Origin of the sequence: Streptomyces sp. NPDC050997 (genome assembly GCF_040660135.1) — a bacterium.
Taxonomy (GTDB): Bacteria; Actinomycetota; Actinomycetes; order Streptomycetales; family Streptomycetaceae; genus Streptomyces.
Genome location: NZ_JBFAGK010000007.1, coordinates 432,151 through 445,965, shown reverse-complemented (window position 1 = coordinate 445,965; position 13,815 = coordinate 432,151). Strand labels below are relative to the sequence as shown.

The window sequence follows — 13,815 nt, the reverse complement described above, 5'->3', positions numbered from 1 at the left end:
CAGGACCGCTGTGCCTCGCACACTCCGGAGATCCGGAAGGGACTGGCCCTGCGGCGGTCAGACCAGACCCGCGTGGTGGACGGTCAGGGCGATCTGTACCCGGTTGGTCAGTTCCAGCTTGGTGAGGATGTGCGAGACATGGGCCTTGACGGTGGCCAGGCTCATGTACAGCTCCGCTGCGATCTCCGCGTTGGTCTTGCCCTGTCCCACGGCGACCGCGACTTCCCTTTCCCGCTCGCCCAGCCGGTTGAGCCGGGTGCGTGCCTCGGTGGTCTCCGGTCGCCGGTCCGTCCTGTGGTCCTGGGTGACACGGGCGATGAGCTGCTCGGTCACCGCGGGTGAGAGCACCGGCTCACCCGCCTTCACCCGGCGCACCGCCGCGACGATCTCGGCCGGTGAGGAGTGCTTGAGCAGGAAACCGGCCGCGCCGGCGGACAGGGCGCTGAGGACCTGCTCGTCGGCCTTGAAGGTCGTCAGCATCACGACGGCCGGCGGATGGGGGCGGGCTCGGAGCAGCCGGGTTGCTTCCAGGCCGTCCACCTCGGGCATCCGGATGTCCATCAGCACCAGGTCGGGGGCGTGCTCGTCGACCAGTGCGGAGACCTCGCCGCCGTCCCCCGCCTCGGCGACGACCTCGATGTCGCCGGCGCCGCTGAGCATCAGGCGGAGCCCAGAGCGGACCAGCGGGTCGTCGTCGACGAGCAGCACACGGATCATGCGGGCCAGGGTAGCCACGCCCGCAGCACATGGTCCGGCCCGGCCATGCCGTGGCTGATCCTGCCGCCGGCCAGCGTGACGCGTTCCTCAAGGCCGATCAGCCCCTGGCCGGCACCCGGGATGCCGTCGCGCGTGGCACCGCGTCCGGCAGGGTTGGTCATCTGCAGGCTGAGCCCGTCGCCGGGGCCGCCATCCACCGTGATCCTGACCGGCGCACCGGGGGCGTGCTTTCTGGCGTTCGTCAGTCCTTCCTGGACGATCCGGTAGGCCGTGAGTCCGGCGATACCCGCTGGACCGTCCGGCTCGGCGCAGCGCATGTCGAGGTCGACCCGCAGGCCGGCGTCCTGTGACTCCTTGACCAGGTCGGGCACCTCGGCAAGGCCGGTCTGCGGGGGCCTGGTGCCATCGATGGCGGGATCCTCCGTCGGCGAACGAAGCACCTGCAGCACCACCTGCAGATCCTCGAGTGCCTGGTGTGCGCTCTCCCTGATCACGGCGGCGGCACGGGTGGTTTCCCGCGCGGACGCGCCGGAGTTGAACTCCAGAGCACCCGCGTGGACGCTCAGCAGGGAGAGCCGGTGGGCCAGGACATCGTGCATCTCCCGGGCGATGTCCTCCCTGGCCTCACGCTGGGCACGCCGAGCACGGAGCACGGCCTCCGCCTCGGCCCGTTCGGTGCGGTCGTTCAGGGACCGGACGAACAGCCCCCAGCCGATAGCGGCGGCGATCAGAACCGCAAGGATCACCGCGTTCGCGAGCAGCGCCCCGGAGACATAGGAGTACGTCAGGAAGTAGACGGGGATCGGCAGCAGCCCCAGCAGGGCGACGGTCACGATGGTGCGCGGTGGCCTGAGGACGGCGACCGTGAAGAGCGCCACGACCAGGGGCACCACGGCCGGGGTGACGGCAGCGGCCGCCAGGGCGACGACGCCGACAGCGGTCGGCCACCGCCTGCGCCACCACAGCATCCCGGTGGACACCAGCGAGATCGGGTTCACCACCCAGGTGAAACCGAGCAGCAGCGGCGACGAGAAACTCAGTGTGCCGAACGGCCAGGAGCCGGAACCCAATGCCGGGCTCAGCGCCAGGTTCCCCCTGGTCTGGACATAGGAGAGAGCGGCCGACAGCACGGCCGTCAGTACGACAACGCCGAGGTCGACGATCTTCTCACGCCGGTCACCACTCACAAGGGCAAAGGTAGAGCGGCCGCCGGCGGGGGCCCAGCGCCGAGGAGTCCGCCGGGGAAACCACAGACTTTGGTCTAGGTCGAACGCCCGCCAACACCGACTTTCAGCCGAAGCCGCCCGTAGGCCCGCACTCCTAGCGTTCCGGGAGTCCCACCTCAGGTCTTCTACGAAGGGCCCGGCCTTGAAGAAATACGTTCTGCTCCTGTCGGGAGCACTGCTCGCGCTCTCCGGCGGGCTGCCGCTGGCACAGCGGCTCTACGACCGTCTCACGCTCTGGGGATTCGGCGTGCCCGCCTACGGGTCGTCGTTGATCAAGCTGGCCCTGGTGCTCGTCGGTACCGCGGCACTGGTCCTCGCGACGCGCGTGTCCGGTTCCCCCTGGCGCGCTCCCCGTTCCAAGGCGGGGCAGCCGCACCATGACTGATCCGACCGATGCGACCGATCCGCGAGAGAGCCCGGCGTTGGAGGCGGTGGGACACGGCAGGCGCTACAGCTGATCCGCCCGCGGGGTCCGCTGCCGGCGGATACCGAGCCGGTCCTGCCGAGCCTGGAGGACCGGCTGCTGGCTCACCTGCGGACGGACGACGTGGCGCCGCTGATCACGCCCACCGCGCGTGTCTGGCGGACTGGTACCGGTGGTGGCACCCGCGCCGTACCGTCCTGGCGATGGGCGCGACCGTGGCCGTGAGCGCGGGAGCGCTGCATCTGCTCGAGTCGGCCGGCATCTGATGCGCCCGACGCGGCCGGGCACCGGGTGTCGGAAGTGCCGGCCTCGCGGCCGACTGCACCAAGTGCCTCGTCCAGAACGGCAGGAGCCGACGTGTGCCTGCCGCTGGCGGCCGCGCTCGCCGGGCTGTGCGTTGGCGGATCCGCCGCCGCCCGGTCTGAACCGTCGTTCGGTCAAGCCGTCGGTCAACAGCGCCGGCGATCACCGGTGACCAACGACAGCCGTCACCCGAAGACATCACCCGATCCAGAGACAGGTTCCGCATGCCCATGTACCGGCGAATACGACGGCCGCGCACAGTCATCGCCCTCGCGACAGCCGTGACCACCATCCTGGCCGTGACGCTGACGCTGGCCTTTACGGTCACGACGTACGATCACACGTCGCCGCGCGCCGCCCGGGGCAAGGCATCGGGATCGGTCACCGGGGCCGTCGACTGCCGTAAGGCGAAGTGTGTGGCCCTCACCTTCGACGGCGGCCCCAGTCCGACAACCCCCGGGCTGCTGGACATCCTCGAGCGGGACCATCTGCACGCGACGTTCTTCCTGCAGGGCAAGGGTCACATCGCCAAATACCCCGAGATCATCCGTCGTATCGCGGACGAGGGGAACGAAATCGGCAACCACACCTGGAATCACAAGGTGCTGACGCGGATCGACGCGGTCGACGCCCGCCAGGAGCTGGTCCGCACGCAGGACGCCATCGAGAGGATCACCGGCGCCGAACCCGTCCTGATGCGCCCGCCGCAGGGCCGCACCAACCGCAATGTGGCCAAGATCTGTCGGGAGTTGGGCCTGGCGCAGGTGTTGTGGAGCGTCACGGCCAAGGACTACGAGACAACCGACTCGGCCCTGATCACCAAGCGGGTGCTCGAACAGACCCACCGCGACGGCATCATCCTGCTGCACGACCTGCACAAGGGGACCGTGCCCGCGGTCCCGGGGATCATCAACGCGCTCCAACAGCGTGGCTACACCATCGTCACGGTGTCGCAGATGCTCGCCCCTGCCAAACCCCGGCCGGGGATGGTCTACCGTCCCTGAGCAGCCGGAACAGATCCGCTTCTTCATGGCGGGTGGCATGGGCCTTGTGCGGCAGCCGTAGCAGGGCATGACGGGGTTGCGCCAGCGGCGAGTGCGCCCATAGGTCGCGCTCCTGCACGAGATCGTCGGTGCGCGAACTGGCGCGACCGCACATCGTCCTCATCGGCAAGACCGCCTCGCCGGCGAGCGGGACGGAGAAGCGGACCGGTGGCGACACCGGCACCGCACCCGACCGACTCAGCGGTCGGGGGTTCAGTGCCTGCGCAGTATCCGCTTGCGCAGAAGGTCGACTCCCGCCGACGGCGCCATCAGCGTGGCGGCCGACCCTCAGCAGGCCAGCCAACCACGTAGATCCTTGCGCAGGCGGCTGTCTCCAGTCAGGTTTTAGCTGCGCATACTGGATTGGGATCCCGGCGCGCCGGGGTACGACGCGACGAAGCCGGCGACTGCTTCCGCGAAGGTTTCGGGTTCTTCGATGTGTCCGAAGTGGCCACTGTCGTTCAGCACGATCAGCCGGGAGTCGGGGATGAGCTTGCTGAGTTCGCGCGCCCAGCGCATCCCGCAGATGACGTCGTACCGGCCGACAACCACCATGGCTGGGACGGTCATCGAGGCCAAGGTTTCCCTGTCGTCGATGGTCTCGGGCCCCTGGTCCTCGTCGAAGCCGGAGATGTGGCAGCCGCTGACTGTCGCTCGCATGGGCGCGAACTCCTGCTCGCGTCCCCAGTAGTCGGCGAAGTAAGCGGGGAGCAAGCCGCGGACGGCGGCCGTGAACTCCGCGTCGTTCGAGATGGCCGCCGTCGCCTGGAACGCCTGGACGACCTCGGGGAGGTCGGGGTTGTCCGCATGCCTATGGCTGAACTCCTGCACGTTGGCCATGGCTTCGGCCATGAACTCGGGCCCGGTCAGCGGCGAGCTCTCGTACAGGACGACGCCTGCGACGCGGTCGGGGTGCCTCAGGGCGCAGTGCTGCACGACGAATCCACCGTGCGAGTGCCCCAGGAGGTAAGCCTGGGGCAGGTTGAGATAGTCGAGCAGACCTATGAGGGCCTTCGTGTAGCGCTCGCGCGTGTATCCGTTCGGGTGCGAGGCGAGACGGCCCGAGCCTCCCGTACCGATCGGCTCCATGTACACCATGGTCAGATGCCGCTCCACAGCCGGCATGCGCAAGTACTCCCAGAACACTCCCGGCCCGCCCGGATGAGCCAGACAGACGGGGCCCGTGCCGTGGATGTGGTAGCGCTGGGTGATCCCGTCCAGATCGATGGTGTGGACGCCCGGGGACAATGGCGCAGCGTTCTCGTTCATCGCGATCTCCGATGGAGTATGGGGTGACGGACATCGACAAGACGAGAAGAGCGGGCGGATATTCGATCACTGCCATGTGACGGTCATCACAGTCAACCGGAGTGCCACCGACCGGCACGCACATACGGCGCGACACCATACGCCTCAGACAACCCGAGAGTGGAACAGGCGTAGTTGGCTCACACGGCTGTCCGCCAGAGACATCAGCCAGGTCACCGCGGGCGGGCAGTGTTCGGGGTCCTCGGGCGGGTTGACCAGGTCCATCTCCCAGATGATCGTGTCGCTGCTGGCGACCGCGTCCACGAAACGCTGGCGCACTCCTGCTTCCAGGTCGCACTCCATACCCCGTACCAGGAACTCGCGTCCTCCGACCGGCTGCCGGCCGTCGAACAGTGTGACGTCGGGCGACCACCGCTCGGTCAGGAGTTTGGCGAAGTGCCCCCGCTCCGCGGCGTTCAACGTCTCCAGGGCCTCTCTGCGGCTCGCGTCGGTACGTGCCGCCGCGTCGGCGTGCGCGGCGCTCGCGGTTGCCGCCATCGCCTCGGCGAGCCTGGCCCTCGCCTGGCTGAGCCGACTGCACACGGTGCCCACGGGAACCCCGCACACGGCCCCGATCTCCTCGTAGGACATGGCTCTGCTGTTGAAGTGCCTGAGCATGACGGTCATGCGAAGAACAGGGGAAAGACCCTCAACCGCTTGCCAAATCCAGTCCCGAAACGCGTGCCGTTCGAGTACGCGCTCGGGGCTTTCGTCGCTGGAGAGCAGGTCCAGGTCCTCGACGCGGCTCGTCTCCGGTACGGACCGCAGCCGGTCGCGGCACGCGTTCCTCACGATCATCCGCAGCCATGCGCCGACTGCTTCCGGGCTTCTTACGTCGCCGATACGCCGGAGCGCCACCAGTGCGGCGTCCTGCACCGCGTCCTCCCCGTCCGGGCCGGGGCCGAGCAGACTCAACGCCACCGCCCGCATCCCGGCCTGGTGTCGAACGATCAAGGCCCCGAGCGCCCCAGCGTCACCGGACTGGGCAGCACGGGCGAGTTCCCCGTCCGAAAGCCCACTCATCGTCATTCGAATCCCCTGTGTTCGGCATGAACGGGTTGCACCGGAACTACCGGCCTACAGGCTTCGGACTGGCTGGCCCCCGGTCTCGCTCCGAGCCAGGCCGGTGGGCCGTAGCGCTTGCTCACCGGCGGCTGCGCCACGAGTTCACCCGGCGTCAAGGGTGCGGGTACGCGGGCAGGTTCCGGGCTGCGCGTCCTTGCGGTGTTCAGCAAGGGCGGCCTCCGTGAGGTGGCGGGTGGCGATGCGGGCCAAGGTCTGCAGGGCCGCTTGCGCCTCGAGATGGTCGAGGCTGTCGGCACCGTCGACCACGAGGGGGCTGTCGCTCGTCAGTCGGGTCCAGCCGGTCTCGTCGCGTCCCACCTGGAGCGTGATGGGCTCGCCCGTCGGCAGAGTGAGAGTGATGCTCGCTCCGTCGGCCACCGCGTGTCGGCCGGTGTGCAGGACGGCTTGTCGGTAGCTGTCGGAGCTTGCCGCGAGTTCGGCTGGTTCGGCGAGGGCGGCCAAGGCCCGGCGGCTGTGGTGCGCGAGCTTCTCACCCTCGTCCGCCAGGCTGGGCAGCGTCTCTCGGGGTGTCCAGCCAGGCCCCTGGTCCGACGGTGGTTCCAGCACGTCGGCCACGGTCTCCAGGGCGCGCGACGCGGCCAGCGTCGCGCGCACAAGCGGGTCGTCGGGGTCATGGGTGAACGCGGGCAGGGCGACAGCGTCGGCGATCCTGGCGACGGTGCGCACCGCGTCACCTGTGAGGGGAATTCCGCGGCCCTTCTGGGGGCCTGAGATCACTTGCTCGCGGGAGCCGATGTCGATGGCCCGGGCGGCCAGATCGGCGTAGACGGTGTCGCGGCTGACACGGGCGAGGCGGGCCAGCTCGGCAACGTTGCGGGTGCCGGTGCGCCAAGCGGCGGCCACAGCGTCGGCGCGGTCCTCGCTGAGCCGTTCCCGGCGCGCGGCCCAGGCGATGAGCTCGGACAGGGCAGCGATGCGTACTACTTCGTTCGATTCCGTCACACCGACGATGCTATGTCGAACGGGTCGACATGTCGAATGAATCGACACAACGCTCCGTGCCGCGTCCAAGGGCGGGGTCTGTACGGGCAACGGCGCGGATATGGAGCGGGAGTTCATCGGGCCGTATCTGCCGGTCGGCGGGTACGGCTCGCACCCCGAGCGGCCGCGGCAGCAGTTCGAGAGCGTGATCTGGCGGTTTCGGACGGGCGGCCAGCAGCGGGAGTGCCGCAGGAGTTCGGCGCATGCCCGCCAGTGCACAAACGTTTCCGGCAGCGGCGGGACGCCAGGGCCTTCGAAACGCGATGTCCCCCGCCGGCACTGCGACAAGGGCGGCGCGCCGGGCCCCGGTCAGGCGCCCGCGACGGCGCCGGGCCCCGGCCGCACGGGGCACGCGCCGCCAAGGGTCGCGTGGCCGAGGCCGCTCGGGGAACCGGCGGTCGGAATGGCCTGCCTGCCACTGTCGTGATCGTCCGAGGGCGGGGCGAAGGCGACGTCCAGACGTGTGAGCCCACGGAAGTTGAGGCTGCGCTGCCACTGCGGCGGTGCGGTGTTTTCCATCCGCAGGCCGGGGAGCCGGTTGAGAAGTGCTTCCAGGACGATCGCGCCTTCCAGCCTGGCCAGCGCCGCGCCGAGGCAGAAGTGCGGACCGTGCCCGAACGCCATGTGCCGCCCGCCGGGCCGCTCGAAGTCCAGCACATGGGGATCGGGAAACACGGCCGGATCCCGGTTGGCGGCGCCGCACACCAGGAGCACGGTCTGCCCCTCAGCGATGGTGCGGCCCGCCAGGTCCAGGTCGTGCCGCGCCCGGCGCAGCATGAGCTGGACCGGAGCGTCGTAGCGCAGGAGTTCCTCGACCGCGGCGGGCATCAGATCGGGCCGCCGGCGCAGTTGGTCGGCCGCGTCCGGATGGCGGAGCAGGGCCAGCGTGGCGTTGCCGATGAAGTGGGTGGTGGTCTCGTGACCGGCGATCAGCAACAGGGCGCAGTTGGCCAGGAGTTCGTCGAAGTCCTGGTCGGTGTTCTCCGCCTGCGTGGTTACGAGCGCGCGCAGGGTGTGGGGGGCCGGCGGAGTGTCCTGGCGGGCGAGGAGTTCACGGAGGTAGGCGAGCATGTGCGCCATGCTCTGCGAGGCCTCCCGGTTGCGGTCGGCGTCGAGCCGGGAGTTGCCGATAGCCTCGGCGATCGGCTCGGACCAGGCGGCGACGGCGGGGCGGTCCTGCTCCGGTACGTCGAGCAGGTCGCAGATGATGGTGAGAGGCAGGGGGCGGGCAAGGTCCGCGACGATGTCCATCCGCCCGGTCGGCGCCGCGTGGGTGATGATCCGGTCGACGGCTTCGAAGATCCGGGCGCGGAGTGTCGCTACTGCCCGGGGAGTGAAGGCCTTGCTGATCAGGGCCCGCAACCGGGGGTGGTCGGGAGCGTCGTTGTAGAGCATCTGCCGGCTCAGGACCTCGGCCAGCGGCCGCAGTTCCTCGGGGACGGCCTCGATGTCGGGATAGCGCACCGAGGACAGCCCCGGGTCACCTGCCGCGCTGCTGACCACCGCGTACCCGGTCGCAATCCACGCGCCCAGGTGGCGGTCCCAGAACAGTTCGTCGGCGCTCCTGAGCTCTTCGTAGAAGTCGTAGAGACGCTCTTGAACCTTGGGCCGAAAGGCCGGCAGTAGCGATGCAGGGACGCGCATCGCGCCAGGCTACTCCATGTAATGACAAGGGGGAGTTGTCGTCCTCGGACCAGCGGTTCGGTGCCCGGGCCTCTCGCCGCAACGTGAGCAAGGGGCCCGGATCGTGTCCCATCGCCCGCGCAAGCATGGCCACAGTGTGTGCCGAAGGAGCCTTCGTACCGACACCAGAGATAGAGGTCGGAGAGGTTTACGACATCCCGAGTCGGACAAACGCTCGGGATGTCTCACCGTGACACCACGACCGTCACTCCGGCCGGCACCGGCACCGCCCCTGCGGGAAGTCCGCCGTCGCAGCACAGGGCGACGGCTTCGACCCAGGTCGTGCCCGGGCCGGCCAAGCAGCGCGACGCGTTCTTCGACAACGCCAAGTACCTGACGATCGTGCTGGTCGCGGCCGGGCACGCGTGGGAGCCGCTGCGAGACGGCAGCAGAGCCGCCGCCGCGCTCTACATGCTGGTGTACACCTTCCACATGCCGGCGTTCATCGTCATCTCCGGCTACTTCTCCCGGAGCTTCGACGCCAGTCCGGAGCGGATCAAACGGCTGGTGACCCAACTGGTCGTGCCCTACGTCGTCTTCGAGACGGCCTACACCCTGTACACCCGGTGGACCGACCAGGCGCCCGACCGCCCGATCAGCCTGCTGGATCCGCTGTATCTGACCTGGTTCCTGGCGGCGCTGTTCGTCTGGCGTCTGACCACTCCCCTGTGGCGGACCGTGCGGTGGCCGCTCCCCCTGGCCCTCACCATCGCGGCGCTGGCCACCGTGGCACCCATCGGCGACGACCTCGCCCTGCAGCGCACCCTGCAGTTCCTGCCGTACTTCGTGCTGGGCCTGTGTCTGAAGCCGGAGCACTTCCAACTGGTCCGCCGCCGGTGGGTACGCCTGCCGGCGCTCCTGGTGTTCGCGGGCGGGCTCGCCGTGGCGTACTGGGCGGTGCCGCGGATGACCACCGCCTGGTTCCTCCACGACGACAGCGCCGTGGAACTGGGCGCGCCCGGCTGGTACGGCCCGGTGATGACTCTGGTGCTCTTCGGATGTTCCCTGCTCCTGGTCGCCTGTTTCCTCGCCTGGATACCCGGTCGGCGCACCTGGTTCACCGCCCTGGGCGCGGGCACCCTCTACGGCTATCTGCTGCACGGCTTCGTCGCCCAGGGAGCCAAGTTCTGGGGCTGGTACGAGCCCGCCTGGGTCCACCGGCCGCTCGGCGAGATCATTGTCACGGCGGTGGCCGTCACCGTGGTGACCGTGCTGTGCACCCCGCCCGTCCGGCGGGTCTTCCGGTTCGTGGTGGAGCCGGGGACGGAGTGGGCGTTCCGGCGGACCGCTGCCACGAAACCGTCCGGGGTCCGCGGCGGAACCCGCACCGCTCCCGGTCGGTGACGTTCCCGGTCGCCGGTCGGTGAGCGGCGCCACGAACGGCGCCACCGGCCCGGGAGCACGCGCACGGGAGCACGCCTCGCATGATCGCTACAACCCTCGGGGCCCTTCGCGTGTCCAGGACATGGCCGGACGGTGAACCGCCCGGCCGCGTCCTTCCCGCCCCACCGAGGAGAACCACCGTGCTCCGCCGTTTCCACCCCTCGGCAGCGGTTGTCGCGACCGCCGCGATCGCCGCCGCCCTTCCCGCAGTCGCCGTTCCCGCAGCGCAGGCGGCTGAGGGCGGGCCCGCCCTGGTGATCTCGACTCTGCCGAGCGCCTCGCCCAAGCCCGGCGAGGTGTACGACGAGCAGGTCACCGTCACCAACAACGGCACGACGGCCGCGGACGGCGTCGCCTTCCGGATCCGGCTGACCCGTGGGCTCGACTTCCCGGCGCCCGTCGAGGGCTGCGTCTACTCGACCGGGGAGAACAAGGTCAGGCAGGCGCTGTGCGAGCTCGACACGGTCGTCGCCCCCGGCGCCTCCGTCACCGTGCCCGTACGGTTCAAGGCGCTGCCCAACGCCCTGATGGAGTCCGTCGAGTACGGCACCTCCGCCACCGGCGAGGCCCCGGGCGAGGGGTACGACGACAGCTACCGGCGCCTGACCCTGACCGCGGACAGCACGGCCGACCTGGCCGCCACCGGCGACCGGGCGAAGGCTCGCCCCGGCAGTGAGGTCACCGTCAGGGCGACTCTGCGCAACGACGGCCCCGGCTGGGTCCAGAACCAGGAGAGCGACGACCTCGCGGCACTGCTGGTGAAGATCCCGGCCGGTACCGTGGCCGTCGACGTACCCAAGGAGTGCGCGCCGTTCGGTATCGACGGCCCGAGCGGACCGTCGGCGCCCGGCAAGCCCCGGTATGTCTGCTGGTCCGACGGCGGCACCCTCGATGTCGGCCAGTCGTTCAGCTACACCTTCGTGCTGAAGGTCGACGACGACGCGCGGGACACCAAGGGCGAGGTGAAGGCGACCTCCGTCTACGACATCCACCCCGAGTACGACAAGAACCCCGCCAACGACACGGCGTACCTCGGCGTCGACCTGCCCGGCGAGCCCGACGAGGGCTCCTCCTCGGGCGCCGCCACCGGCACCGGCGGTGCGACGGACGGGGGCTCCGGTTCGGGCGGGGACGGCAACGACCCGCAGGGCCAGGCCGCGGGCGGCTCGGGCACGACGGGGTCCACCTCGGCGGGTGCGTCGACCGGCGGCTCCACCGACGACTCCACCGGCGGAACTGGCGGCACCGGCGGCACCGGCGGCACCGGAGACGACGCCGTCAGCGGCGACCTGGCCAGCACGGGCACCGGCGGCACCTCGCTCCTCGCCGGGGGCGCGGTGGCCGCCGCGGCGCTCGGCGGCCTTCTGGTCGTGGCGGGACGGCGGCGTCGCGCGAACGCCGCGTCGTCCTGACGGCTGACCGCTGACGGCTGACGGCTGACTGACTGAACGGCTCGCGGCTGACTGCTGCGGCTGCGGCTGCGGCTGCGGCTGCGGCTGCGGCTGCGGCTCGCCGTATCCCGGGTGGCTGGACCATGTCCAGCCACCCCCGCGAGATCCCTTGACGCTCACCCGTTTCGTTGCTTCTCTCGAAAGGCTGCCTATGGGAGCGCTCCCACCCCTCACGTGAAAGGGATCCCCATGCAGACCACCACTCCCCACGACACCCTCGTGCGCCGCGCAAGACGCGCGTTACCGGCCGTCCTCACCGCCGTACTCGTCGCCTGCCTGCTGTCCTGGGCGGGCGGTTCTCCGGCCCAGGCCGCCCCGGGCGACGGCTCGGTGTCCGACCCCAACATCGCCTATGTCGGCCGCTGGGACACCGGCTCGGGCACGGCCGCCGTGCCCGGCTGGACCGGCGCGTATCTGCAGACCGGCTTCACCGGCACCACGGTGAAGGTCATAGCCCGGGACGCCGTCAACTTCTACGCCGCCATCGACGGCGGACCCGACACCTTCTACGCGGGCGTACGGGGAACGGTGAACCTCACGCCCCGGCCGCTGTCCGCCGGCACCCACACCCTGCGTATCTCCTACCGCTCGGGCGACACGGTCTTCCAGGGCCTGGTGCTGGACTCCGGGGCCCGCACGGTGCCCGCGAACACACCGTCCGGGCTGGTCGAGTTCGTCGGCGACTCCATCACCGCGGGTGCCCTCACCGACCGGCTGGCGCTCGACTCGTACGCCTGGAAGACCGGCGAAAGCCTGGGGCTGCGGCACACCCAGATAGCCCGCTCCGGCTACTGCCTGGTCGCCCAGTCCGGCTGTACGGGCCTGAGCACGCAGTTCTTCAGGACCGCCAGCACGGGCAGCCAGGGCTGGGACTTCTCCCGCTACCAGGCGAACGCGGTCGTCATCAACCTCGGCACCAACGACATCGGCCACGGCGTGTCCGGGGCCGCCTTCCAGTCGGCGTACACCACGTTCCTGCGTGATCTGCGCGCCGCCTACCCGAACGCGCACCTCTTCGCGGTGCAGACCCTCAAGAAGCGCTACGTCACCGAGACCAGGGCCGCCGTCAGCGCCCGCACCGGCGCCGGTGACAGCAAGGTGTACTACGTCGACACCACGGGCTGGCTCACCGACGGCACCGACTACGAGGACGGCGACGGCCATCCCAACGAGGCCGGCCACACCAAGTTCGCGAGCCGGCTCGCCCCCGTGATCAGCGCCCGGCTCACCGGCACCGCCGCCAGGTCCGTCGCGGCGGCCGCGCCGGGACAGCCCGGTGACCCGAACATCAAGTTCGTCGGCCGCTGGGACACCACGAGCTCCGGCACCGTGTACACCCCGTACTGGGCGGGCGCGTACTACCGCGTCGGTTTCACCGGCCGGACCGTGCAGCTCAAGCAACGGAACACGATCGACCTCTGGGCGCGGATCGACGACGGGCCCGTGACCTTCTACAACGACGTCAAGGGAACGGTGAACCTGACGCCGTCGGCGCTGCCCGCCGGTCGGCACACCCTCCAGGTCAACTACCAGGTGGTCGCGGGTTCTTACCACGGCGACGCCGTGTTCCAGGGCCTGGTCCTCGACAGCGGCGCGACGACGTTCGCACCGGCCGCCCCGGCCGAACTGGTCGAGTTCGTCGGCGACTCGATCACGGTGGGGACGACGACCTCGCTCAACGCCCGTAGCGCGTATGGCTGGTTGATAGGGGAACGGCTCGGCGCCGAGCACACCCAGATCGCCCAGGGCGGTGCCTGTCTGGTCGCCACGGCCGACGGATGCGTGGGGCTGGAACAGCAGTTCGGCCGGCTCAACCCGAACGCGGCCACGCCCGACTGGGACTTCTCCCGGTATCGCGCGGACGCGGTCGTCATCAACCTCGGCACCAACGACGTCGGCCACGGGGTGAGTTCAACCCAGTTCCAGTCGGCGTACAGCAGTCTGCTGCGCAAGGTGCGTGCCGCGTATCCGCAGGCCTGGATCTTCGCGCTGGAGACCTTCCGCGGACGGTTCGTCCCGCAGACGGAGGCGGCCGTGCAGGCTGCCGTCGCCGGCGGGGACTCCCGGGTCTCCTTCGTCGACACCACCGGTTGGCTGGGCTCCGGCGATCTCTCCGACTCGGTCCATCCCAACGACCAGGGGCACCGGGTCATCGCCGACCGGCTCGCGCCGATCATCGCGGCACGGATCGGCGGCTGAGCGTTTTGGGC

General features: G+C 70.0%; 11 protein-coding genes. 5 read left to right on the top strand and 6 right to left on the bottom strand.

Annotation, left to right across the window (positions count from 1 at the left end; all coding sequences use genetic code 11):
• Positions 1-57: 57 nt before the first annotated feature.
• Together AB0H86_RS19395 and AB0H86_RS19390 are read right to left on the bottom strand one after the other, a co-directional pair.
• Positions 58-717 carry a response regulator transcription factor gene (locus tag AB0H86_RS19395; RefSeq protein ID WP_362439556.1) on the bottom strand — a complete coding sequence of 220 codons (660 nt, stop codon included), beginning with the start codon at positions 715-717 and terminating at the stop codon, positions 58-60.
• A complete protein-coding gene (locus AB0H86_RS19390; protein ID WP_362439553.1) occupies positions 714-1,904 on the bottom strand; it encodes a histidine kinase in 1,191 nt (396 codons plus the stop codon). The genes AB0H86_RS19395 and AB0H86_RS19390 overlap by 4 nt, the downstream gene beginning before the upstream one ends.
• Positions 1,905-2,085: 181 nt before the next feature.
• On the opposite strand from AB0H86_RS19390, the gene AB0H86_RS19385 reads away from it, so the two are divergent.
• Together AB0H86_RS19385 and AB0H86_RS19380 are read left to right on the top strand one after the other, a co-directional pair.
• On the top strand, positions 2,086-2,328 hold the full coding sequence (locus AB0H86_RS19385; RefSeq protein WP_362439550.1) for a hypothetical protein: 243 nt from the start codon (positions 2,086-2,088) through the stop codon (positions 2,326-2,328).
• Between the two features lie 641 nt (positions 2,329-2,969).
• Positions 2,970-3,674 carry a polysaccharide deacetylase family protein gene (locus AB0H86_RS19380; RefSeq protein WP_362439547.1) on the top strand — a complete coding sequence of 235 codons (705 nt, stop codon included), beginning with the start codon at positions 2,970-2,972 and terminating at the stop codon, positions 3,672-3,674.
• A gap of 384 nt (positions 3,675-4,058) precedes the next feature.
• Here the strand turns inward: AB0H86_RS19380 and AB0H86_RS19375 are convergent, their stop codons facing one another.
• The 4 genes from AB0H86_RS19375 to AB0H86_RS19360 form a co-directional block, all read right to left on the bottom strand.
• Positions 4,059-4,982 carry an alpha/beta hydrolase gene (locus AB0H86_RS19375; RefSeq protein ID WP_362439544.1) on the bottom strand — a complete coding sequence of 308 codons (924 nt, stop codon included), beginning with the start codon at positions 4,980-4,982 and terminating at the stop codon, positions 4,059-4,061.
• Between the two features lie 144 nt (positions 4,983-5,126).
• Entirely contained in the window at positions 5,127-5,975 is an 849-nt protein-coding gene (locus tag AB0H86_RS19370; RefSeq protein ID WP_362439540.1) for a sigma-70 family RNA polymerase sigma factor, read from the bottom strand.
• A 213-nt stretch (positions 5,976-6,188) separates the two neighbouring features.
• The gene (locus tag AB0H86_RS19365; protein ID WP_362439537.1) at positions 6,189-7,049 is read right to left on the bottom strand and encodes a hypothetical protein; all 861 of its coding nucleotides are present in this window, start codon (positions 7,047-7,049) and stop codon (positions 6,189-6,191) included.
• Between the two features lie 348 nt (positions 7,050-7,397).
• Positions 7,398-8,732 carry a cytochrome P450 gene (locus AB0H86_RS19360; RefSeq protein ID WP_362439534.1) on the bottom strand — a complete coding sequence of 445 codons (1,335 nt, stop codon included), beginning with the start codon at positions 8,730-8,732 and terminating at the stop codon, positions 7,398-7,400.
• A 219-nt stretch (positions 8,733-8,951) separates the two neighbouring features.
• Between AB0H86_RS19360 and AB0H86_RS19355 the strand changes: the two genes are divergently transcribed.
• From AB0H86_RS19355 to AB0H86_RS19345, 3 genes are all read left to right on the top strand, one after another.
• Positions 8,952-10,115, top strand: a complete 1,164-nt coding sequence (locus AB0H86_RS19355; protein ID WP_362439531.1) for an acyltransferase family protein — start codon at positions 8,952-8,954, stop codon at positions 10,113-10,115.
• Between the two features lie 179 nt (positions 10,116-10,294).
• The gene (locus AB0H86_RS19350; protein WP_362439528.1) at positions 10,295-11,566 is read left to right on the top strand and encodes a hypothetical protein; all 1,272 of its coding nucleotides are present in this window, start codon (positions 10,295-10,297) and stop codon (positions 11,564-11,566) included.
• A gap of 228 nt (positions 11,567-11,794) precedes the next feature.
• Positions 11,795-13,804, top strand: coding sequence for a GDSL-type esterase/lipase family protein (locus AB0H86_RS19345; protein WP_362439525.1), 2,010 nt, complete (start codon positions 11,795-11,797; stop codon positions 13,802-13,804).
• The last annotated feature ends 11 nt before the right edge of the window (positions 13,805-13,815 follow it).